Here is a 22492-nt window from a genome sequence, read left to right on the forward strand (position 1 = left end):
CGTGACCGACAGGCCCGACACCCCCGAGAACCGCACCGAGACCGCCGCCGAACGGCGCGAGCGCCGCCAGCGCGAACGCTATTATTCGGCCAGCCAATGGACGCTGATCTGGTGGCGCTTCCGCCGTCACCGCGCGGCCATGGCCGCCGCTTGCGTGCTCGGCCTGATGGTGATTCTCGGCCTCTTCGCCGAGTTTTTCGCACCCTACGGCACCACTGAGCGCAACCGCGACTACCTGTCCGGCCCGCCGCAGATCCCGATGTTCTGCGACGACAATGGCTGTAGCCTGCGCCCCTTCGTCCACGGCACCCGCACAGAGCGCGACCCCGTCACGCTGCGCGCCGTCGCTATGCCCGACCCCGAAACGCGGCGCTACGTGGCGTTTTTCGTCGAGGGCCAGCCCGCGCATCTGCTGGGCGTGATCCCGATCGAGACCCGGCTGTTCGGGCTGGAGGACGGCGCGCGCCTGCACCTCTGGGGCACCGACCAGATGGGGCGCGACGTGTTCTCGCGCACGCTTTATGCCACGCGCACCTCGCTCTCCATCGGGGTGGCGGGGGTGCTCATATCCTTCGTGCTGGCGCTGGTGATCGGGGGGGCGGCGGGCTATTTCGGCGGCATGGTCGACAACGTGATCCAGCGCATGACCGAGGTGGTGCGCGTGATCCCGATCATCCCGCTTTACATGGGGCTGGCGGCGGCCATGCCCAAGGACTGGTCCTCGACGCAGGTCTATTTCGCCATGACCATCATCCTCGGCCTCTTCGGCTGGCCGACGCTGGCGCGGCGCATCCGAAGCCAGCTTCTGTCGATCCGGAGCGAGGATTACGTGCTGGCGGCCGAACTGGCGGGCGCGCGCCCGGCCCGCGTGATCGCCACTCACATGCTGCCGTCGTTCACCAGCTTCATCATCGTCGATCTGGTGATCTCGTTTCCCTACATGATCCTGTCGGAAACCGCGCTCAGCTTTGTCGGTCTCGGGCTGCGCCCGCCCTCGGTGTCCTGGGGGGTGATGCTGCAACAGGCGCAATCGGTGCAGGCCATCGAACAGGCGCCGTGGCTCTTTATCCCCGCCGGTTTCGTCGTGCTGGCGGTGCTGGCCTTTACCGTTCTGGGCGACGGGTTGCGCGACGCGGCCGATCCCTATTCGGAGGCGCGCTGATGCTGACGGTCGAGAACCTCACGATCAGCTTTCGCACCGACGAGGGGCGCGTCACCCCGGTGCAGGGGGTGGGGTTTTCGGTCGCCGAGGGGCGCACCCTCGGCATCGTGGGCGAAAGCGGCTCGGGCAAGTCGGTCTCGACCAAGGCGCTGATGCGGCTTCTGCCCGGCAATGCCGAAATCGCTCGAGAGGCGCGGATGCGCTATACCGCCAAATCCGGCGAGGAAATCGCCATCGAGTCCTTGAAGCCCAATGCGCGCGCGTTGCGCCACCTGCGCGGCGGCGAGATCGGCATGATATTTCAGGAGCCGATGGCGAGCTTCTCGCCGGTCTACACCATCGGCAACCAGATCATGGAGACGATCCGCCTGCATCGCGGCCTCAAGGGGCGCGCGGGCCGCGATCTGGCGGTGGACATGCTGGACAAGGTCGGCATCTCCAATCCCGATGCCCGCGTCGATCAATACCCGCACGAACTCTCGGGCGGGATGCGCCAGCGGGCGATGATCGCGCTGGCGCTGTCCGCCGGGCCGCGTCTGCTCATAGCCGACGAGCCGACGACCGCGCTCGATGTCACCATTCAGGCGCAGGTGCTTGACCTCATGCGCGGGCTGCAACGCGATCTGGGCATGGGGATGATCTTCATCACCCATGATCTGGGCGTGATCGCCCATGTCGCCGATGACGTGGCGGTGATGTATCTGGGCACCATCGTCGAGACCGGCACCGCGCGCGAGGTGCTGAAATCGCCCGCCCATCCCTATACGCGCGGCCTGATCAAGGCGATTCCACGCGCCGACAGGCTCGATGCACGGCTCGAGGCGGTGCCGGGCGATATCCCCTCGCCCTCCGCGCGGCCCGCGGGTTGTCCGTTCCATCCGCGCTGCGCCGAGGCCATCGCGGGGCTGTGCGACCGCGAAACGCCGCCCGAGGTCACGCTTGGCGTGGGCCGCCGCGTGCGCTGTCACCTGCACGGGACGAGGGCCGTGGCATGATCCCCGACAAAAGCCCGCTCCTTGAAATCCGCGATCTGGAAGTAAGCTTCGATCTTGGCAAGCGCGGGTTCTTTTCCGGCAGGCGCAAGCAGCTCAAGGCCGTGGACGGCGTCACCTTCGATATCCGCCGGGGCGAGACGGTGGGCCTCGTGGGCGAAAGCGGCTCGGGCAAGACCACGGTGGGCCGCGCCATCCTGCGGGTGATCTCGCCCTCGGGCGGGCAGGTGCTGCTTCATGGCGAGGGCGCGCCGCTTGACCTTGTGCCGCTTGGTCCGAAGGCGCTGCGCCCGCTGCGCCCGCGCATGAGCCTTGTCTTTCAGGACCCCTATTCCAGCCTCAACCCCCGCATGACCGTGCGCGACATCATCGCCGAGCCGCTGGTTGTCGCGGGCCTGATGCGCGACCGCGAGTCGATCGACGCCCGCGTGCGCGCCATCGCCGCGCGCTGCAAGCTCGACCTCGAACACCTGCGCCGCTTTCCGCACGCCTTTTCCGGCGGGCAGCGACAGCGCATCTGCATCGCCCGCGCCCTTGTCGCAGGACCCGATTTCGTGGTCTGCGACGAGAGCGTGTCGGCGCTCGATGTGTCGATTCAGGCCGAGATCATCAACCTTCTGAAGGATTTGCAGGAGGAAACCGGCACATCCTTCCTGTTCATCGCGCATGATCTGAACGTGGTGGCGCGCATCAGCCACCGGGTTGCCGTCATCTACGTGGGCCGCTTCGCGGAATATGCGCCCACCGAGAGCCTCTTTTTCCACCCGCGTCATCCCTATACCCACGCGCTGCTGTCGGCCGTGCCCGAACCCGATCCCGATCTGCCGTTTCGCCCTGAGCGCCTTCAGGGCGAGATCCCCAATCCCGCCGACGCGCCGCCCGGCTGCCGCTTTCACACCCGCTGCCCCTTCGCGCGCCCGCGCTGCGCCCTCGACGTGCCTGTCTGGCGCGAACTGGCCTCAGATCATTTCGTCGCCTGTCACTATGCCGAGGAGTTCGATTTCCGTAGATCAAGGGAACCGGCGGGCACAACGCCCGCAAAGGAAAGAGAAATACCGTGACCACCCTCAAGATCGAGCCGCCGCAGGGCGGCGAGCCGTGGCTTCTGACACCGGGGCCGCTTTCAACCTCCTACAGCGTCAAGGCGGCCATGCTGCGCGATCTGGGCAGTTGGGACGGCGATTTCCGCGCCATGACGGCGGACCTGCGCGCGCGGCTGGTCGCGCTGCTGGGACCGGGTGGCGAGGCGTTCACCTGCGTGCCGATGCAGGGCTCGGGCAGTTTCGTGGTGGAGGCGATGCTGGGCACATTGGTGCCGCGCGAGGGAAAGGCGCTGGTGCTGGCCAACGGCGCTTATGGCTTGCGCGCGGGTGCCGCCCTGCGGCAGATGGGCCGCGCGGTCGAGGTGCTCGACAAGGGCGATTACCTGCCGCCGCGCGGGGATGAGGTGGCCGGGATCCTCGCCCGCGATCCCGCCATCACCCATGTGGTCGCCATCCATTGCGAGACCTCATCGGGCATCCTCAATCCGCTGGCCGAGATCGCCGAGGCGGTCGCCGCCGCAGACCGCCGCCTGCTGGTGGATTCCATGTCCGCCTTCGGTGCGGTGGCCTTGCCCGAGGGCCTGCCTTTTGACGCGCTGGTCAGCTCGGCCAACAAATGCATCGAGGGCGTGCCGGGTTTCGGCTTTGCCCTTGTCCGCCGCGCGGTGCTGGAGGCGGCAAAGGGCAACGCCCATTCGCTGGCACTCGATCTCTACGCCCAATGGGCCGAATTCGAGCGCTCGGGCCAATGGCGCTACACGCCCCCCACCCATACCGTCGCGGCCTTCCTTCAGGCGCTGGATGAGCACGCGGACGAGGGCGGCACGGCGGCGCGCGGCGCGCGGTATGCGGCCAACCGCGATGCGCTGGTGGCGGGGATGCGGGGCCTTGGTTTCGAGACGCTGCTCGCGGATCGCTGGCTCAGCCCGATCATCACCACGTTTTTCTGCCCCGCCGATCCGGCCTTCCGCTTTGCCGAGTTCTATGACCGGATGAAGGCGCGCGGATTTATCCTCTATCCCGGCAAGCTGACCGTGGTGGACAGTTTCCGCATGGGTCATATCGGGCGGCTCGATGCGGGCGTGATGCGACAGGTCGTCGAGGCGGCGCGCGCGACGCTGCAAGACATGGGCGTGGCCTCCGCCGCCCCGCCCGAGGCCGCACAGGCCGAGAAACGACGCGCGGAAAGGGAGATGGCATGAGCAAATTCGACGCGGTGATTTTCGACTGGGCGGGCACGCTGATTGATTTCGGCTCCTTCGCGCCGATGGGGGCCTTTGTCGAGGCCTTCGCGCGCTTCGGCGTGACGGTCAGCATCGCCGATGCGCGCGGGCCGATGGGGGCACCCAAGCGCGACCATATCCGCGCCATGATGGCCCTGCCCCATGTCGCCGAAGGCTGGCGCGCGGCGCAAGGCTCCGCGCCGGACGAGGCGGCGATCGACCGGCTCTACGAGGTTTTCGTGCCGATGAACGAAGAAGTGGTCGCGCGCTACGCGACCCTTGTCCCCGGCGCGCCCGCCACGCTTGACTGGCTCTCGGCCCAGGGCATCCGCGTGGGCACCACCACGGGCTATGTCCGCTCGATCATGGCGTGGGTGCTGCCCGTGGTGGCCGATCAGGGCTTTGCGCCCGAGGTCTGCATCTGCGCCGATGACGTGCCCAAGGGCCGCCCCGGCCCGTGGCAGATGTATCGTGTCTTTGCCGACATGACGCTCCTGCCCGGCCCCCATATCGTCAAGGTCGATGACACGCCGCCCGGCATCGCGGAGGGCCGCGCCACCGGTTGCACCGTTGTGGGCGTGGCGCTCTCGGGCAATATCGCGGGACGCACGCCCGAAGAGCTTGCGGCGCTGCCCGAGGCCGAGCGCGACGCGATCCGCGCGCAGGCGGGGGCGGAATTGCGCGACGCCGGGGCCGATCACGTGATCGATTCCATCGCCGATCTGCCCGCGCTTCTCACGCGGCTCGACGCGGAGGGGTGATGGCCCCGAACCTCCTCTTTGTGACGCTCGATCAGTTGCGCGCCGATGTGCTCTTCGGCGCGCTTCATGGCATCGTGCCCACCCCCGCGCTCGACCGGCTGATGGCCGAGGGCACGTCCTTCACCCAATGCTTCACCGCCGCCGTGCCCTGCGGCCCCGCGCGCGCCTCGCTTCTGACCGGGCTTTACGCCTTCAACCATCGCGGCATCCGCAACGGCACGCCGGTGGCCGCGCATCATGCCACGGTGGCCACCGAGTTGCGCCGCGCCGGGCATGAGCCGCTCCTGTTCGGCTATTGCGACATGGCCGCCGATCCGTCCGAGCATCCCCCCGGCGATCCAGACCTTGCCACCTATGAGCTGCCCGCGCGCGGTTTTCGTGAAATCGTCGAAATGCGGTTCGAGGCCCCGTTGGCCTGGATCGGGCATCTGCGCCGCCGTGGCTATGACCTGCCCGCGCCCCTGCCGCAACGCTGGTTCGATCTCTATCAGCCGGTCGGCGAGGGGCTGCGCGCGCCCGCGCTCTACCGGACCGAGGACAGCGATACCGCCTGGCTCACCGACCGCACATTGGAGGCACTGGAGGCGCGGCGCGACGGGGCGTGGTGCGCGCATCTCACCTATATCCGCCCCCACCCGCCGCTGGTCGCCCCAGAACCATGGAACGCCCTGGCCGACACCGCCCGCATCCCCGCGCCCGCGCCCGCCGGAACCGATCACCCATTCCGCGCCGCGTGGTTTTCGGCCCCCGCGCAGCACGGGCTCTTCCGGGGGTTCGACGGGCGCTGTGACCGGCTCTCGCCCGATCAGGCGGCCGATCTGCGCGCCACCTACCTTGGCCTCGTGGCGGAGGTGGATCACCACCTTGGCCGCCTGCTTGACTGGCTGGATGCGACCGGACAGGCCGGGCGCACGCTTGTCGTGCTACTGTCGGATCATGGCGAGATGCTGGGCGATCAGGGGTATTGGGGCAAGGACAACGTGCTCGCCCCCGCCCATCACGTGCCACTGGTCATGCGTGGTCCCGGCGTGGCGGCGGGGCAATCGGTGGCGGATATGATCTCGACCGTGGACGTGGCCCCGACGATCCTCGAACTGATGGGCACGGATGTGCCGCCCGCCATGGACGGCGCAAGCCTTGTGCCCTTTCTGAACGGCAGGCGCCCCGAAGGCTGGCGCGGCCTGTCGCTGACCGAGATCGACCTCGCCGAGCCGGACGCGCCCACGCGGTTCGAGCGCGCGCTTGGCCTCACGCCGCTCACGGCCAATGCCGCCATCCTGCGCGACGCGACCCACAGCCTTGTGCATTTCAATGGCGGTGTGCCGCCGATGCTGTTTGATCGGCGCAACGACCCTTTGGAATGTCACGATCTGGCGTCAACACCCCAAGGAGCGGCTGAGGTGGCGCGCTTGCGCGCGGCGCTCCTCGATCTGCGGATGACGCGCGCCGACCGGCGATTGACCCACCTGTCGCACCTGCCATGACCGGCACTCAGTCCCGCAGCGGCAGCGCCCGCTCGACCAGCCGCGCGAAAAACGACGCGCCGACCGGGGCCACCGCATCGTTGAAATCAAACGCCGGATGGTGCAGCCCCGGCCCCGCGCCCTGCCCCAGAAAGAGATAGGACCCGGGCCGCGCCGCCAGCATGTAGGCGAAATCCTCTGCCCCCATCTCGCGGGTGCGGTCAGCGATCACCGCACCCGCGCCCACGACCTCGCGCGCGACCTCGACGGCGAAGGCGGTCGCCTGCGGCTCGTTCACCGTCGGCGGATAGCCAAGCTCGATCTCGACCTCCGCACGCAGCCCATGCGCCGCCGCCACCCCATGGGCCACCTCGCGCAACCGCCGGTGCACCATCGTCTGCACGGTTTCCGAGAATGTGCGGATGCTCGCCCCCACATAGGCGCGGTCGGGGATGACGTTATCGGCGCTGCCCGCGTGGATCTGCGTGACCGATATGACCAGATCGTCGAGCGGGTCACGGTCGCGCGTCACGATGGTCTGGATCGCCTGCACCAGCGCAACCGCCGCCGGGATCGGATCGCGCGTCTCATGCGGCATGGCGGCATGGCCTCCCTGCCCGATCACCTGCACATGAAGCGTGTCGACGGCGGCCATGATCGGCCCCGGCGTGGTCTCGAACTGCCCCTCGGGCGCACCGGGCAGGGTATGGAGCGCGTAGACCTCCCGCACGCCGTGGCGGTCGAGCGCGCCCTCCTCCACCATCAGCCGCCCGCCGCCCGGCCCCTCTTCGGCGGGCTGGAAGAGGAGCACCGCGCGCCCCGCAAAATTGCGCGTCTCGGCCAGGTATTTTGCCGCGCCGAGCAACATGGTGGTATGCCCGTCATGGCCGCAGGCATGGGCACGCCCCGGCACGGTGCTGGCATGGTCCGTGCCGCTCAGGTCCGCCATCGGCAGCGCGTCCATATCCGCGCGCAGGCCGATGGCCGGCCCCGCGCCGTGCCCCTCGATCACCGCGACGACGCCGGATTGCGCCACCCCGGTCTCGATCTGCTCGATCCCGAATTCGCGCAACTTTGCCACCACGAAAGCCGCCGTCTCGTGACACTCAAGCCCGATTTCGGGATGGGCGTGCAGGTGCCGCCGCCACGCGGTCATCTCGTCGGCGAAACCACTGATGCGGTTGATCACGGCCATGGCTGGACTCTCCCCCCTCGGTCAGGTCAGGGTGCAGTCAATCCCAAAGACGAAGGCGCTGCAATGGCTGACGATGCTCTTATTCACGACTCCAAGGGCGGGCTGCCCCGGCTGATTGCGATCATGGCGCGGTTGCGCGATCCCAGGACGGGCTGCCCGTGGGACATCGAACAGGATTTCGCCACCATCGCCCCCTATACCATTGAAGAGGCTTACGAAGTTGCCGACGCCATCGAACGGGCCGACTGGCAGGACCTGCGCGCGGAACTGGGCGATCTGTTGTTGCAGGCGGTGTTCCACGCCCAGATTGCGCAGGACAAGGGGCTTTTCGACATCTCGGATGTGGCCAATGCCATTTCCGACAAGATGGTGGCGCGGCATCCGCATGTGTTCGGCAATGAGAGCCGCGAAAAATCCGCCGAACAGCAAACCCGCGACTGGGAGGTGGTGAAAGCCGCCGAACGCGCGGAACAGGGGCAGCGCGGCACGCTTGAGGGCGTGGCGCTTGGCCTGCCTGCGTTGCTGCGCGCGGTGAAATTGCAGAAGCGCGCCGCGCGGGTGGGGTTTGACTGGCCAGACTCGTCTCAGGTTCTCGACAAGATACGGGAGGAAGTTGAAGAACTGCATGAAGCCGCGGCCGACGGGGACCCCTACAGGATCGAGGACGAATTCGGCGACCTGCTCTTCGTCATGGCCAATCTTGCGCGGCACATGGCGCTCTGCCCCGAGGCCGCGCTGCGCCGCGCCAATGCCAAGTTCACCCGTCGATTCGCGTGGATCGAGGCCCGTCTGGCCGCGCAGGGCCGACGCCCCGAGGACAGCGACCTTGCGGAAATGGACGCGCTCTGGAACGCGGCGAAGCTCGAAGAGCAGCGGTGACGCGGGCCGTCACTCCAGCGTGCGCGCCTCGTCGATCAGCATCACCGGGATGCCGTTGCGGATCGGAAAGGCAAGGCCCGCCCGGCGGCTGACGAGTTCCTGCCGCGCGGCGTCGTAATCAAGCGGGCCGTGGGTCTGCGGGCAAATCAGCGCCTCGAGCATCCGGCGGTCAAAGGCGGGCGCAGATGCTTCGGTCATTGCATGATGTCCTCATTGTCGCCGCCACGCAGGGTGTATTCGATCAGCGTGACCAGCGTTTCGCGCCGGGTCGAGAGGGAGGGCGCTTCGAGAAGGGCCTGCTTTTCCTCGGGCTCGAACCCCAGAAGCATCGACAGCGAATTGATCAGCAATTCGTCCTCCGCCTCTTTCAAAGAGCCCCAATCCGTCTGCAAACCGCGCGTCTCGAAATAGCGCGCAAGCAGGGCCATGAACTTCGGACGCTTGAACCCCGGATCGGTCTCGGGCGGGCCAAGGTCGCGCTCGAACCCGGCCCAACTCACCTTTGCCCGGCGGTAGGGGGCAAAGCCCTCCACCTCCTCGATCACGCGAAATCGCGAGAGACCCGAGAGCGTGATCATGTAGCGCCCGTCCTCGGTTTCGGAAAACTGCGTCACACGGCCCACACAGCCGATGGTATGAAGCCCGTGCCCGTCGCGCCCCGGCACGCGGTTGGGCTGGATCATGCCGATCACCCGCTCGGGCGTCTTGAGCGCGTCGTCGAGCATGGCAAGATAGCGTGGCTCGAAGAGATGCAGCGGCAGCCGGGCGCGCGGCAGCATGAGCGCGCCGGGCAGCGGGAAAACCGGAATGATTTCGGGCAGATCGTGGGTGTATGTCATGACGTGGAGCTAGCCCGACGCGCCGCTCAGGCAAATATCATCGACGAGAGCCTGCGCCGCCCGTTCAGAAGCACCGGATCGTTTGGTTTCAGCGCTTCGAATATGGTGAAAAGCTGCGCGCGCGCGGCACCGTCGTTCCACTCGCGGTCGCGGCGGAAGAGGTCGAGCAACGCGTCAACCGCCTCGGCCACCTGCCCGTTGGCATGCAGCGCCAGCGCCAGATCGAAGCGGGCCTGGTGGTTCTCGGGATCGGCCTCGACGGCGGCGCGCAGCGCGTCCACCGGGCCCGCATCCTGAGCCTGTCGCGCAAGGGCGATCTGGGCATGAACCGTCTCGATCTCGGCCTTGCCGGCAATGGTGGCGGGCGCGCCGTTCAGCACCGCCTCGGCCTGATCAAGCTCGCCAAGGGCTATCTGCACGCGCGCCATCCCGGCAAAGCCGCGGGCATTTTCCGGGTCTTCCTGCACCACGGCGGCATAGGTCTGCATGGCATCGCCGAGCGCGCCCGCCTCGAGCATCTCGTCGGCCGCGTCAAGCGCCTCGTCAAGTCCGCCGCTCGCGTCGCCGCCCGCCGCCTGCACCACGCGGGCCACGAAAGCCTCTATTTCCGAGGGCGGCACCGCGCCCTGAAAGCCGTCGATCGGCTGGCCCTGCCAGAAGGCATAGACCGTCGGGATGGATTGCACGCGAAGCTGTCCGGCGATCATCTGGTTCTGGTCCACATCGACCTTGGCCATGCGCACCGCACCCTTGGCCTTGATCACCGCCGCCTCGAGCGCGGGGCCAAGCGTCTTGCACGGGCCGCACCACGGCGCCCAGAAATCGACGATCACCGGCACGGTCATCGAGGCATCCACCACCTCGGCCATGAAATCCGCCTCGGTCACGTCGCGCACCAGATCGGCGGCCGTGGGGCCCGTTGTCTTGCCCAGTTCCAGCATGTCCTGTCTCCCCTTCATCCGGTTGCGCCCGGTATATGTGGGTGCATCCGGCAGTGTCAAAGATCAAATGTCGCGAAAACCGGCGCGTGGTCGCTGGGCTGATCCCAGCCGCGCGCGGCCCGCAGGACGCGGCTGGAATGGCCCGCGGCCGCGATATCGGCACTGGCCCAGACGTGATCGAGGCGGCGGCCCTTGTCGGCCTCGTCCCAGTCGCGGGCGCGGTAACTCCACCAGCTGTAAAGCTGCCCCTCGGGGATGTCCTGCCGGGTGATGTCGCACCAGCCCCCCGCCTCCATCGCATCGCCCAGATGCGAGACCTCAACCGGCGTGTGGCTGACGATCTTCAGAAGCTGCTTGTGCGACCACACGTCATCCTCGCGGGGCGCGATGTTGAGATCGCCCACGAGGATGGATTTTTCCGGGCGGTTCTCCTGGAAGAAGTCGCGCATGTCGGTGAGGTAATCGAGCTTCTGGCCGAATTTCACATTCACCTCGCGGTCGGGCACGTCGCCCCCGGCGGGCACGTAGAAATTGTGGATCACCACGCCGTTTTCCAGCCGTCCGGCGATGTGGCGCGCGTGGCCCAGTTCGGCGAAATCGAAACTGCCCGCCTCCTCGATGGGCCGCCGCGACAGGATCGCCACGCCGTTATAGCCCTTGTCGCCGCGCGCGATCATGTGCGGATAGCCGAGGGCCGCGAAAATCTCGGCGGGGATCTTCTCGACCGGGCTCTTGCATTCCTGAAGGCAGAGCACATCCGGCCCCTCCTCGCGCAAGAGCCGCGCGACAAGCGGCGCGCGCAGCCGCACCGAGTTGATGTTCCAGGTGGCAAGGGTAAAGGGCATGGGCACTCCGGCATGTGGCGTCTCGGGCGCAAATGACCGCAGGGCGCGGGCGAGGGCAAGCGGAAATCCGGAGAGGGGGCAGGTGTGGTCTGAAGCGGTCGTTGGAGTGAAGCCCCCGCGCGGAATCAAGGCGCGCTTGCGCGCCGCCGCGCGAGCGCCCGACCGCCCCCCGGGCGGGCGCTTTTTCGACGCTGAACCCCTACAATCGTTCCAGTATTTGGCACCATAAAGCGCCCCCCGAAACCGTTGCAGCGCCCACCCGCGGTCGGGCCCTCGCACGGCTACACCAATGTCAGCAACAGGCCCGCATCCCGACATGCCCCCGGCGCGCCCGATCGGAAATACCCCCTCCGGGCGGACGTCAAGCGACGCTTGAGGTTTACACCGGTCAAACCCGAAGGCACTCTCCGGGCAAACGCAGCTTCCGGAAGGCCCCCCATGACCGACAGCACGAGCATCAACCCGACCGCCAGCGATCTTGCCTTTACCCGGCCCGACCCGCGCGGCACCGTCGCAGAGCCTGCTTATGCCGGCGCGCTCAGCTTCATGCGCCGCCGCTACACACGCGATCTGAGCGGTGCCGATGTGGCGGTCATGGGCGTGCCCTTCGACATGTCCGTGTCCGGGCGCTCGGGCACCCGGCTTGGCCCCCGCGCGATCCGCGCGGCGTCGGCGCATATCGCCTGGTCCGCGCCCTGGCCCTGGCCTTTCGATCCGTTCGAGCGGCTGTCCATCGTCGATTACGGCGATGTGTTCTTCGATCACGGCTATCCCACGGCGATCCCCGAAACCATCGCACAGGCCGCGCGCGATGTGCTGGCCACCGACACCGCCCTCCTGACGCTGGGGGGGGATCATTTCATCACCTGGCCGCTGCTGAAGGCCCATGCCGAAAAACATGGGCCTTTGGCCTTGATCCAGATCGACGCCCATTCCGACACATGGGAGGACGAGCCGGGCCGCATCGACCACGGCACGATGCTCTGGCACGCGGTGCGCGACGGGTTGGTGGTGCCCGAGCACTCGGTGCAGGTCGGCATCCGCACCCACAACCCCGATCCCTTGGGCGTGCATGTGATCGACGCGCGCGAGGTGCATCTGACCGGCCCGGTGGCAGTGGCCGCGCGGGTGCGCGACATCGTGGGCGACAGGCCCTGTTACCTGACATTTGACATCGACGCGCTCGACCCGTCGATGGCACCCGGCACCGGCACGCCGGTCATCGGCGGGCTTACAACCTTTCAGGCACAGGAGATCCTGCGCGGGCTGGAGGGAATCGCGCTGCGCGGCATGGATATGGTGGAGGTGGCCCCCGCCTATGACGTCTCGGAAATCACCGCGCTCGCGGCGGCAACGCTCGCCTGCGACATGCTCGCGCTCTATGCGTCGGCGAGATAACCCCCGGAAAAGAAAGGGCCCCGGGCAATGCCGGGGCCAGTCCAACAGGGAGGTTCACGTATAACCGTAAGTGAACGATACCATATTAATCGTGAAACGAGGATAAGACTTTGATCTTGGTCAAGCCAGCGTGACTATTAAACCACAAGGCGATAGCCGCCCGATTCCGTGACCAGCAGACGCGCATTGCCGGGATCGGGTTCGATCTTCTGGCGCAACCGGTAGATATGCGTCTCGAGCGTGTGGGTGGTCACACCCGCATTGTAGCCCCAGACCTCATGCAAGAGCACGTCGCGCGCCACCACGCCTTCGGGAGAGCGGTAGAGGAACTTCAGGATATTGGTTTCCTTCTCGGTCAGGCGCACCTTGCGCTCGTCGTCGGTCACCAGCATCTTCATCGCGGGCTTGAACGTGTAGGGGCCAAGCTGGAACACCGCATCCTCGGACTGCTCATGCTGGCGAAGCTGCGCGCGGATACGCGCGAGCAACACCGGAAACTTGAACGGTTTGGTGATATAGTCGTTCGCACCCGCATCGAGCCCCAGGATCGTGTCGGCGTCGCCATCGTGGCCCGTGAGCATCAGGATGGGCGACTTGACCCCCTGCTTGCGCATCCGCCGACACAGTTCGCGCCCGTCGGTATCTGGCAGGCCGACATCGAGAATGACAAGGTCGTAGATCATGTCCTTGATCCGGGCCATCGCGTCCACGCCGGTGCCGGCCTCGAAGACATCGAAATCCTCGGTCATGATGAGTTGTTCGCCAAGCGCCTCGCGCAGGTCGTCATCATCGTCAACCAGCAATATTTTCTTTACTTGTGCCATGCTGCTATCCTCTTCCTGTCGGGCAACATGCGCAAGCCGTGCCGTCCGGGCAAGAGTGACGACATGCGCCTCACGCCCAAGTGTTGCAGCGCGAGCGTTTCTTTCACTTCGTTACAGAATACGCTAGAGCGGTGTCGAGACAGCGGAGAAAACGCATGGGGCTTTCCCCGGACATCCTCGAAATCCTCGCTCGCGCGCGGGCCGATCTGCGCATGGGCGTGCCGGTCGTGCTCTCGGGGCACGGCGGCGCGGCGCTGGTGCTGGCCGCCGAGACGCTGGGGGCGCAGCGGCTCGCGGATCTTCAGGCGCTGGGCGGCGCGCCGGTCCTTGCCATCACCGCGCGGCGCGCGGCCACGCTCAAGGCGCGCGCCTATGACGGCGATCTGGCGCGCGTGGCGCTGCCGCCCGATGCGCGGCTCTCCTGGGTGCTGGCGGTGGCCGATCCGGCGGACGATCTGCGCGTTCCGATGAAAGGCCCCCTCGTCACACGCCGCGAGGGTGCGGCGCATCTGCACCGGCTGGCGATTCTTCTGGCCAAGGGCGCGCGGCTCCTGCCTGCCGCGCTCGTGCTTGAGCTTGCCGACGGGCCGGGCTTTGCCGCCGCGCATGGCCTCACGCTGATCGACGCCGCCGCCGCCCTGCCGCGCCTGACGGAAACCAGCCCGCTCACCCCGGTGGTGAGCGCGCGCCTGCCGCTTGCCGTGTCCGAGGCCGGGCGGCTGCACATCTTTCGCCCCGAGGATGGCGGAGAAGAGCATTACGCCATCGAAATCGGCCAGCCGGACCGCGCGGCTCCGGTGCTGGCGCGGCTGCATTCGGCCTGCTTTACCGGCGATCTCATGGGCAGCCTGAAATGCGATTGCGGCCCGCAACTGCGCGGCGCGCTGGCGCAGATGGGGGCCGAGGGCGCGGGGGTGCTGCTTTACCTCAACCAGGAGGGGCGCGGCATTGGCCTCGCCAACAAGATGCGCGCCTATTCGTTGCAGGATCAGGGGTTCGACACGGTCGAGGCCAATCACCGGCTGGGATTCGAGGATGACGAGCGCGATTTCCGCATCGGTGCCGAGATCCTGCGGCGGATGGGGTTTTCCGCCGTGCGGCTGATGACCAACAATCCGGCGAAACTGGCCATGATGGCGCAGAACGGTCTCAGCGTGGCCGAGCGCGTGCCCCTCAAACTGGGCGAGAACCCGCACAATCACGCCTATCTGGCGACCAAGGCCGCGAAATCGGGGCATTTGCTTTAGGCTGCTGAAACAGTCACCGAGCCGGAACGCGTTCCCGTCATCAGGTGCGGTTCGTCGCTATCGACCCGAGAGGGCCGGGTTTCGCTTGTCCCGCAGCGTGCTATTCTATCGCAGGATTGGCCGGAGCGCGGACGTACCGGTTCCGCGCTCCAACCCTCAGTCTCCTCAGCTGCACCCGCTCGTCGAGCCGCAGGTGTTGCATTTCATGCAGGTGCCGTTGCGCACCAGCGTGTAGTTGCCGCATTCGCCGCAGGCCTCGCCCTCGTAGCCCTGCATCCGGGCCTTGGTGCGCGCGTCGAGCGAGACCGTGGCGACGGTCGCCGTGGTCACGCTGGCCTTCATGGTCTCGGGGACCAGCGTCCGCAGCGCCGTCGCGGCGTCGCCCATCAGCCCGGTCGTGCCATTGGCCTGACCGCCCTGGAACACCACCAGTTCCTGAGGCAGGCGCTTGCGCAGATAGCCGGTGGAACTGATCTGCTTGAGAACCTCCAGCGAGCGGTTGGCGGCCTCCTGCGACATCTCGGAGATGTTGCGCACGCCTTCCTCCTCGCCCCGGCCCAGATCGTCGAAGCTGGCACCCGAGGGTTTGACATGGGCAAGGTCGGTGCGGTCGAGATAGCTCACCGCCAGTTCGCGGAAGATGTAATCGAGGATCGAGGTGGCGTTCTTGATCGAATCGTTGCCCTGCACGAGCCCTGCGGGCTCGAACTTGGTGAAGGTGAAGGCATCGACGAATTCCTCCAGCGGCACACCGTATTGCAGGCCCACGGACACAGCGATGGCGAAATTGTTCATCATCGCGCGGAAACCGGCCCCTTCCTTGTGCATGTCGATGAAGATTTCACCCAGCTTGCCGTCCTGATATTCGCCGGTGCGCAGGTAGACCTTGTGACCGCCGACGATGGCCTTCTGGGTGTAGCCCTTGCGCCGCTCGGGCAACTTTTCGCGGGCGGCGCGGATGATTTCCTTGATCACCACCTTCTCGACGATCTTTTCGGCCAGAACGGCGGCCTTTTCCTGCTGGCTGCCGGATTCGAGGATTTCGGCGGCCTCGTCGTCATCCTCCACCAGCGCCGATGCGAGCGGCTGGCTGAGCTTGGAGCCGTCGCGGTAGAGCGCGTTGGCCTTGACGCCCAGGGACCACGAGAGCTCATAGGCCTTCTGGCAATCCTCGATGGTGGCGTCGTTGGCCATGTTGATGGTCTTGGAGATCGCCCCCGAGATGAACGACTGTGCCGCCGCCATCATGTGGATATGGCTTTCCACGCTCAGATAGCGCTTGCCCTTCTTGCCGCAGGGATTGGCGCAGTCGAAGACGTGGTAATGCGCCGGATCGAGATGCGGCGCGCCTTCGAGCGTCATCGTCCCGCAGACGTGATCGTTGGCGGCCTCGATGTCGCGGCGCGAATAGCCCAGATGCGACAGGAGATCGAAGGTCGGATCGTTCAGCTTTGCCGCCGGGATACCCAGCACGCCCGCGCAGAACTCCTCCCCCAGCGTCCACTGGTTGAACACGAAGCGGATATCGAAGGCAGACCCGAGGGCCGCCTCGATCTTGACGAGTTGCGCCTCGCCGAACCCGTGGCCGATGAGCGAGGTGTGGTTGATCCCCGGCGCATTGCCAAGGCTGCCGTGGCCGACCGCGTAGCTCACGATCTCGCCGATCTGCGCCGGGCCATAACCCAGCTTTTCAAGCGCGGCGGGCACCGACTGGTTGATGATCTTGAAATAGCCGCCGCCCGCCAGTTTCTTGAACTTGACCAGTGCGAAATCCGGCTCGATGCCCGTCGTGTCGCAATCCATCACCAGCCCGATTGTGCCCGTGGGGGCAATGACCGAGGTCTGCGCGTTGCGATAGCCGTGTTTCTCGCCCAGCTTGAGCGCCTCGTCCCAGCTTGCCATCGCCAGATCGACAAGCCGTGCATCGGGGCAGTTGGCATGGTCGAGCGGCACCGGTTTGACCGCCAGCGCCTCATAGCCCTCGGTCGCGCCATAGGCGGCATTGCGGTGGTTGCGGATCACGCGCAGCATATGCTTGGCGTTGCGCTTGTAGCCTGCAAAGGCCCCCAGTTCGCCCGCCATCTCGGCGCTGGTCGCATAGGCCACGCCGGTCATGATCGCCGTCAGCGCCCCGCAGAGCGCGCGCCCCTCCGCCGAATCGTAACCCAGGCCCATGTTCATCAGGAGACCGCCGATATTGGCATAGCCAAGGCCGAGCGTCCGGAACTCATAGCTCAGTTGCGCGATTTCCTTCGAGGGGAACTGCGCCATCAGCACCGAAATTTCCAGCGTCACCGTCCAGAGCCGCGTGGCGTGCATATAGCTTTCCGCGTCGAACCGGCCGTCCTTGTGGAACTTCAGGAGGTTCATCGAGGCGAGATTGCAGGCGGTATCGTCGAGGAACATGTATTCCGAGCACGGGTTGGAGCCGCGGATCGCGCCATCCTCGGGGCAGGTATGCCAAGCGTTGACCGTGTCGTGATACTGAATGCCCGGATCGGCGCAGGCCCAGGCGGCGTGACCCACCTGCTCCCACAGGTCGCGGGCCTTGATCGTCTTGGCGACGGAGCCGTCCACGCGGTTGATGAGCGCCCAATCCGCATCGTCGCGCACCGCCTTCAGGAAGGCATCGGTCACGCGGATCGAGTTGTTGGAGTTTTGCCCCGAGACAGAGGCATAGGCCTCGGAGTCCCAATCGGTGTCATAGGTCGGGAATTCGATGCTGCCATAGCCCTGCTTGGCGTAATCCAGCACGCGCTTGACATAGGTCTCCGGGATATGGGCGCGCTTGGCGCCGCGAATGGCGGCTTTCAGGTCGGGGTTCTTCGCGGGGTCCACCGCATCCTCGCTGCTGCCATCCCAGGTGCGGATCGCGGCGAAAATCTCGTTGAGCTTGGCCTCGTGCGCCTTCGATCCGGCGACGATGCTGGCGACCTTCTGCTCTTCCTTCACCTTCCAGTTGATGAATTCCTCGATATCGGGGTGATCGGCATCGCAGATCACCATTTTGGCCGCGCGCCGCGTGGTGCCGCCCGACTTGATCGCCCCCGCCGCGCGGTCGCCGATCTTGAGAAAGCCCATCAGGCCAGAGGATTTGCCGCCGCCCGAAAGCCGCTCGCCCTCGCCGCGCAGGCTGCTGAAATTGGTGCCCGTGCCGGAGCCGTATTTGAACAGCCGCGCCTCGCGCACCCAGAGATCCATGATCCCGCCGTCGCCCACCAGATCGTCCTTGACCGACTGGATGAAACAGGCATGCGGCTGCGGATGCTCATAGGCAGAGGCGGATTTGGTCAGCTCACCGGTCTCGAAATCCACGTAGTAATGACCCTGGCTCGGCCCGTCGATGCCGTAAGCCCAGTGCAGACCGGTGTTGAACCACTGCGGGCTGTTGGGCGCGGCCATCTGCATCGCCAGCATGACGCGCATCTCGTCGTAATAGGCGCGCGCATCCTCCTCCGTGGTGAAATAGCCGCCCTTCCAGCCCCAATAGGCCCAGGCCCCCGCCAGCCGGTCGAACACCTGCCGCGCGCTCGTCTCGCCGCCGAAACCGTCATTGTCCTTGGCCGCGGCCGACCGCCAGAGAAATTCGGGCACGCCCTCTTCCCTGATGCGCGCCAGCTTGTTGGGCACGCCCGCCTTGCGGAAATATTTCTGCGCGATCACGTCGCTGGCGACCTGGCTCCAGCCGGCCGGCACCTCGATTCCATCAAGCTTGAAGACGGTGCTGCCATCGGGGTTGCGAATCTCGGAACTGGTGGTCACGAATTCAAGCGCTGCATAGGCGTCCTTGCCGGCACTGGTGAATTTGCGTTCGATCTTCATGGTCGCTGCCCCGTCCTGTGATATGGCCTTCAGGCCTGTTGTCTGCGTCGCGCCGAACGTCCGATACGCCTCATGCGTGCCGCCAGAACACCCTGTCTGGCAGTTGGAAGGCCCGGAAAACCGGCGATCATGTTGCTTTGGTCCGAATGTCCCTGTCGGGCTCAACCACTATATCTTGTGGCCTTGAAGCCCGCCCACACAAACTGACGTAAAACACCGCTCTCGGTCAACGGGAAAAATCGCCAATTCGAGAGAAAAAGGATTTGACCCGACCGCCACGCAACACGGCCCCGCGCCGTGCCGATTCCCCAACAGGCGCCCTGAAGAGGAAAGACGTCAAAAAAGCCTTTTTGTCCGCCCGCTTGGCGGCCAATGTTCAGATGTGAGGTGAGGCAGCCGGACTGTGCCGGTTGATATGGTCGGGGCGGCGAGATTCGAACTCACGACCCCCTGTACCCAAAACAGGTGCGCTACCAGACTGCGCCACGCCCCGGACCATGCGCCCAGATAAGCCGCTTTGCCCGCGTTGAAAAGCGAAAACCGCCGCGCCTCAGTCGGCGGTGCAGGGCCAGGCGGCAGCGGCCTGATCGACCGCCGGATGGCGCATTTCCCACCCCTCGGCAATCCCGATGCGCCGCGCCAGCCCGCCATTGATCTCGAGCACGGTCTGAATGCCGTCGCCGCCCATCACCGGGCGCTCGTCATGCGGCTGTGCCTCGTGGCCGATCCGTTGCACCGTTCCGGTCGCGTCCATGAAGATCATGTCGAGCGGAATGAGCGTGTTCTTCATCCAGAAGCCCACCGGCCGCGGGCTGGGGTAGACAAAAAGCATCCCCGCCGAGGAGGCCAGGCTTTCACGGTGCATGAGACCCTGCGCGCGCAGGGCGTCGGTATCGGCGACCTCGACGTGAAACGCCGCCTCGCCCCCCGGCCCGCGCAGATGCACCATCTCGTCCCGGCAGGTTTCCGCTGACGCGGCCCCCGCCGACAGAGCAAGAAGCGCCGCGCCCGTCAGAGCGCCGATCACTCTCTTGAATGTGTTGCCGCTTCCCATCCGCAGACCTCGGTTGCCATGCGGCCTCTTTTACCATCAATCACGCGAATGGCCAGCGCCTCTCCGGGCTGAACATCGGCAAGACCGGAGCGGCGGAGCACCTCGACATGCAAAAACACGTCCTCGGCGCTGCCGAAGGTATTGGCAAAGCCGAACCCCTTGCCTTTGTCGAACCATTTCACGCGCGCAGGCAGAAGCGGTGCGGCACGAATCAACTCCGGGTCGATCTCCTCGAGGTCCGCAAGACCCGAGTGCTCCATATCATCGGGCGGCTCGATCGCATGAACCTGAACCGCCTGCCGCCCCCGCGAGGTTGTCTGAACGTCGAGCAGAACACCGGCACGGTCCGCGATGGAGCTTTGCCCGAAATTGCGCAGCACATTCGCGTGGAGCAGGATATCAGGCCCACCTTCATCGGCCAGCACAAAGCCGAAGCCCTTGACCGGATCGAACCACTTTACACGCCCCCTCACGCGGAGGATCTCTTCTTCTTCTGTCACAGTGCCCTACCTTACAGCCTTCATCCCCAAGACCGAGCCTAGACTTGCTTCATATTGAAAGCATCATGCAAGCCAAAAATACGGCGCTCTTTCAACGTTTTGCATTTCACGCAACGTGAAATTCACGGGTTCAGGCGCCGAATGTCCCATTCGTCGGCAGGTGACGCGCGCCGCCAGACGAAGCGGTCGTGCAGGCGAAACGCCCCGTCCGCCCAGAACTCAATCTCAAGCGGCGTGATTTGGAAACCTCCCCAAAAGGGTGGGCGCGGCGGGTTCGGCCCCTTCTGTGCCGTGACCTTGGCCACCTCGGCCATCAATGCAGCGCGCGACGAGAGCGGGCGGGACTGTTGCGAGGCCCAGGCCCCAAGGCGGCTCTTGAGCGAGCGCGACGCATAATAGGCATCGGCGCGCGCGCCCTCCTCGCGCGTGACCGTGCCGCGAAAGCGCAACTGACGGCGCAGCGATTTCCAGTGCAGCACCCCCGCCGCCAGCGGATGCGCGCTCAGTTCCTGCCCCTTGGCGGAGCCGTAATTGGTATAGAAAACAAACCCGTCATCGGCGATTTCCTTGAGCAGCACCATGCGCACATTGGGCAGCCCCGCCTCGCCCACGCTGGCCAGCGCCATGGCATTGGGGTCATTGATCTCGGCGGCCTCCGCCTCGGCCAGCCAGCGGCGCGCGATCGCAAACGGGTCATCCCCCGCGAAAATTCCGTCCCGTTCCATTCTGTCGCCTCCGCGCGTGATCAATCCACCGTGATTATGACCGTTTTAGGACAGTCCATGAGCATTGCCAATTCGCGCCGCGAGGGCAGGCCTTGATGCACCCTGCCCAATCGCCTAAAGGTCAGAAAAATCGCATAAGGGCGGGGGATGGGAATGTCGCACTCATTGATGACGGGCAAGCGCGGGCTGATCATGGGGCTTGCCAACGACAAGTCCATCGCCTGGGGTATCGCCAAGGCGTGCGCGGGCGCGGGCGCTGAACTGGCGTTCAGCTATCAGGGCGAGGCGCTGAAAAAGCGCGTCGATCCGCTGGCGGCGGAACTTGGCTCCGATATCGTGCTGCCCTGCGACGTGGGCGACATGACCTCGGTCGATCAACTCTTCGTCGATCTGAAGACCCATTGGGACAGTCTCGATTTCGTCGTCCATGCCATCGGATTTTCCGACAAGAACGAATTGCGCGGCCGTTATGTCGATACCAGCCGCGACAATTTCCTGCGCACCATGGATATCTCGGTCTATTCCTTCACCGCCGTGATGCAGCGCGCCGAAAAGATGATGGGCGAAGGCGGCAGCGCGCTCACCCTCACCTATTACGGCGCCGAACAGGTCATGCCGCATTACAACGTCATGGGCGTGGCCAAGGCCGCGCTGGAGGCAAGCGTGAAATACATGGCCGAGGACCTGGGCCGCGACGGCATCCGCGTCAATGCCATCAGCGCCGGACCGATCCGCACGCTGGCGGCCAGCGGCATCGGCGATTTCCGCTATATCCTGAAATGGAACGAGCTGAATTCACCGCTGCGGCGCAACGTGACCATCGACGATGTGGGCCGCTCGGCGCTTTATATCCTTTCGGATCTGAGCAGCGGCGTGACCGGCGAGGTGCTTCATGTCGATGCGGGCTATCACATTGTCGGCATGAAGGCCGTCGATGCGCCCGATATAGACGCCACCTGAGGCACGCCCGTGAGCGCGCTCGACCTTCTTGCCTTCAACGCCGTTCTGGCCGCCGCCATCCTCAGCCCCGGTCCCGCCCTGCTTTTTGCCCTGCGCACGGCGCTGGCCGACGGGCGGGGGGCGGGCATCGCGGCGGGGCTGGGCCTCGGGCTGGTCGCCGCACTCTGGACGCTGGCGGCGCTTCTGGGGCTCGAGGCGCTCTTTGGCCTTTTCCCATGGGCCTACATGGCGCTCAAGATCGCCGGGGCGGCCTATCTCCTCTACATCGCCTGGACCACGTGGCGCGCCGCGCGGCAGCCCGCAGCCGAAGGCCCACGCAAACCGCGCGGGCGGGCGTTTCTCGACGGGGTGCTGATCAACCTCGGCAATCCCAAATCGGTGCTGTTCGCGGCTTCCGTGCTGGTGGTGATCTTTCCCAAGGGCCTCTCGGCCAGCGACATCGCCCTCATCACCGCCAATCACATGGTGGTGGAGTGGCTGTTTTACGCCGGTTTCGCCACGGTTCTGAGCGGGACCACGGCGCGGCGCGCCTATCTGGGTGCCAAACCGATGATCGACCGCGCGGCAGCACTTTTGCTTGGCGCGCTGGGGCTGAAACTTCTCTTGAGCAGGGACTGAC

The 22492-nt window shown here is 66.0% G+C and carries 21 protein-coding genes and 1 tRNA gene; 11 read left to right on the forward strand and 11 right to left on the reverse strand.

Features of this window, described 5'->3' with window-relative positions; genetic code table 11:
- The first annotated feature begins 1 nt into the window (after position 1).
- The 6 genes from ABIE57_RS06560 to ABIE57_RS06585 are packed head-to-tail and all read left to right on the forward strand — an operon-like array spanning position 2 to position 6665.
- Complete coding sequence (locus ABIE57_RS06560; RefSeq protein WP_354538208.1) at positions 2-1162, forward strand: ABC transporter permease; 1161 nt, start codon at positions 2-4, stop codon at positions 1160-1162.
- Positions 1162-2157, forward strand: coding sequence for an ABC transporter ATP-binding protein (locus tag ABIE57_RS06565; protein WP_354538209.1), 996 nt, complete (start codon positions 1162-1164; stop codon positions 2155-2157). The genes ABIE57_RS06560 and ABIE57_RS06565 overlap by 1 nt, the downstream gene beginning before the upstream one ends.
- Positions 2154-3215 (forward strand): ABC transporter ATP-binding protein, encoded by a 1062-nt coding sequence (locus tag ABIE57_RS06570; protein ID WP_354538210.1) that lies wholly within the window; start codon positions 2154-2156, stop codon positions 3213-3215. The genes ABIE57_RS06565 and ABIE57_RS06570 overlap by 4 nt, the downstream gene beginning before the upstream one ends.
- On the forward strand, positions 3212-4399 hold the full coding sequence (locus tag ABIE57_RS06575; RefSeq protein WP_354538211.1) for a 2-aminoethylphosphonate--pyruvate transaminase: 1188 nt from the start codon (positions 3212-3214) through the stop codon (positions 4397-4399). The genes ABIE57_RS06570 and ABIE57_RS06575 overlap by 4 nt, the downstream gene beginning before the upstream one ends.
- Complete coding sequence (gene phnX / locus ABIE57_RS06580; protein WP_354538212.1) at positions 4396-5181, forward strand: phosphonoacetaldehyde hydrolase; 786 nt, start codon at positions 4396-4398, stop codon at positions 5179-5181. The genes ABIE57_RS06575 and phnX overlap by 4 nt, the downstream gene beginning before the upstream one ends.
- Positions 5181-6665: a sulfatase-like hydrolase/transferase gene (locus ABIE57_RS06585; protein WP_354538213.1), complete on the forward strand. Its 1485-nt coding sequence runs from the start codon at positions 5181-5183 to the stop codon at positions 6663-6665. The genes phnX and ABIE57_RS06585 overlap by 1 nt, the downstream gene beginning before the upstream one ends.
- Before the next feature lie 7 nt (positions 6666-6672).
- On the opposite strand, the gene ABIE57_RS06590 is transcribed toward ABIE57_RS06585, so the two are convergent.
- Entirely contained in the window at positions 6673-7839 is a 1167-nt protein-coding gene (locus ABIE57_RS06590; RefSeq protein WP_354538214.1) for a M20 aminoacylase family protein, read from the reverse strand.
- Positions 7840-7902: 63 nt separating this feature from the next.
- Here ABIE57_RS06590 and mazG point away from each other — a divergent pair, with 63 nt between their 5' ends.
- Positions 7903-8718: a nucleoside triphosphate pyrophosphohydrolase gene (mazG, locus tag ABIE57_RS06595; RefSeq protein ID WP_354538215.1), complete on the forward strand. Its 816-nt coding sequence runs from the start codon at positions 7903-7905 to the stop codon at positions 8716-8718.
- A gap of 9 nt (positions 8719-8727) precedes the next feature.
- On the opposite strand, the gene ABIE57_RS06600 is transcribed toward mazG, so the two are convergent.
- The 4 genes from ABIE57_RS06600 to ABIE57_RS06615 are packed head-to-tail and all read right to left on the reverse strand — an operon-like array spanning position 8728 to position 11343.
- Positions 8728-8916 carry a Trm112 family protein gene (locus ABIE57_RS06600; RefSeq protein ID WP_354538216.1) on the reverse strand — a complete coding sequence of 63 codons (189 nt, stop codon included), beginning with the start codon at positions 8914-8916 and terminating at the stop codon, positions 8728-8730.
- A complete protein-coding gene (locus ABIE57_RS06605; protein WP_354538217.1) occupies positions 8913-9557 on the reverse strand; it encodes an LON peptidase substrate-binding domain-containing protein in 645 nt (214 codons plus the stop codon). Before ABIE57_RS06605 ends, ABIE57_RS06600 begins: the two co-directional genes overlap by 4 nt.
- Positions 9558-9583: 26 nt before the next feature.
- Positions 9584-10498 carry a tetratricopeptide repeat protein gene (locus ABIE57_RS06610; RefSeq protein WP_354538470.1) on the reverse strand — a complete coding sequence of 305 codons (915 nt, stop codon included), beginning with the start codon at positions 10496-10498 and terminating at the stop codon, positions 9584-9586.
- Between the two features lie 56 nt (positions 10499-10554).
- A complete protein-coding gene (locus ABIE57_RS06615) occupies positions 10555-11343 on the reverse strand; it encodes an exodeoxyribonuclease III (RefSeq protein WP_354538218.1) in 789 nt (262 codons plus the stop codon).
- Between the two features lie 438 nt (positions 11344-11781).
- On the opposite strand from ABIE57_RS06615, the gene speB reads away from it, so the two are divergent.
- Positions 11782-12741 (forward strand): agmatinase, encoded by a 960-nt coding sequence (speB, locus tag ABIE57_RS06620; protein ID WP_354538219.1) that lies wholly within the window; start codon positions 11782-11784, stop codon positions 12739-12741.
- A gap of 137 nt (positions 12742-12878) precedes the next feature.
- Here the strand turns inward: speB and ABIE57_RS06625 are convergent, their stop codons facing one another.
- A complete protein-coding gene (locus ABIE57_RS06625) occupies positions 12879-13565 on the reverse strand; it encodes a response regulator transcription factor (protein ID WP_354538220.1) in 687 nt (228 codons plus the stop codon).
- 155 nt (positions 13566-13720) lie between these two features.
- Here ABIE57_RS06625 and ribA point away from each other — a divergent pair, with 155 nt between their 5' ends.
- A complete protein-coding gene (gene ribA, locus ABIE57_RS06630; RefSeq protein WP_354538221.1) occupies positions 13721-14812 on the forward strand; it encodes a GTP cyclohydrolase II in 1092 nt (363 codons plus the stop codon).
- 165 nt (positions 14813-14977) lie between these two features.
- Here ribA and ABIE57_RS06635 read toward each other — a convergent pair whose 3' ends face one another.
- The 5 genes from ABIE57_RS06635 to pdxH form a co-directional block, all read right to left on the reverse strand.
- Entirely contained in the window at positions 14978-18634 is a 3657-nt protein-coding gene (locus ABIE57_RS06635; protein WP_354538222.1) for a vitamin B12-dependent ribonucleotide reductase, read from the reverse strand.
- Between the two features lie 416 nt (positions 18635-19050).
- Positions 19051-19127: transfer RNA gene (locus tag ABIE57_RS06640), tRNA-Pro, on the reverse strand.
- Between the two features lie 57 nt (positions 19128-19184).
- Positions 19185-19688: a DUF192 domain-containing protein gene (locus ABIE57_RS06645; protein WP_354538223.1), complete on the reverse strand. Its 504-nt coding sequence runs from the start codon at positions 19686-19688 to the stop codon at positions 19185-19187.
- Positions 19658-20170, reverse strand: a complete 513-nt coding sequence (locus ABIE57_RS06650; RefSeq protein WP_354538471.1) for a cold-shock protein — start codon at positions 20168-20170, stop codon at positions 19658-19660. Before ABIE57_RS06650 ends, ABIE57_RS06645 begins: the two co-directional genes overlap by 31 nt.
- Before the next feature lie 140 nt (positions 20171-20310).
- The gene (pdxH, locus tag ABIE57_RS06655) at positions 20311-20913 is read right to left on the reverse strand and encodes a pyridoxamine 5'-phosphate oxidase (RefSeq protein ID WP_354538224.1); all 603 of its coding nucleotides are present in this window, start codon (positions 20911-20913) and stop codon (positions 20311-20313) included.
- A 153-nt stretch (positions 20914-21066) separates the two neighbouring features.
- Here pdxH and fabI point away from each other — a divergent pair, with 153 nt between their 5' ends.
- Both fabI and ABIE57_RS06665 read left to right on the forward strand, forming a co-directional pair.
- Entirely contained in the window at positions 21067-21873 is an 807-nt protein-coding gene (gene fabI / locus ABIE57_RS06660; RefSeq protein WP_354538225.1) for an enoyl-ACP reductase FabI, read from the forward strand.
- A gap of 9 nt (positions 21874-21882) precedes the next feature.
- A complete protein-coding gene (locus ABIE57_RS06665; protein ID WP_354538226.1) occupies positions 21883-22491 on the forward strand; it encodes a LysE family translocator in 609 nt (202 codons plus the stop codon).
- The last annotated feature ends 1 nt before the right edge of the window (position 22492 follow it).

Origin of the sequence: Roseovarius sp. MBR-6, assembly GCF_040547525.1 — a bacterium.
In the GTDB taxonomy this organism is placed as follows: Bacteria; Pseudomonadota; Alphaproteobacteria; order Rhodobacterales; family Rhodobacteraceae; genus Roseovarius.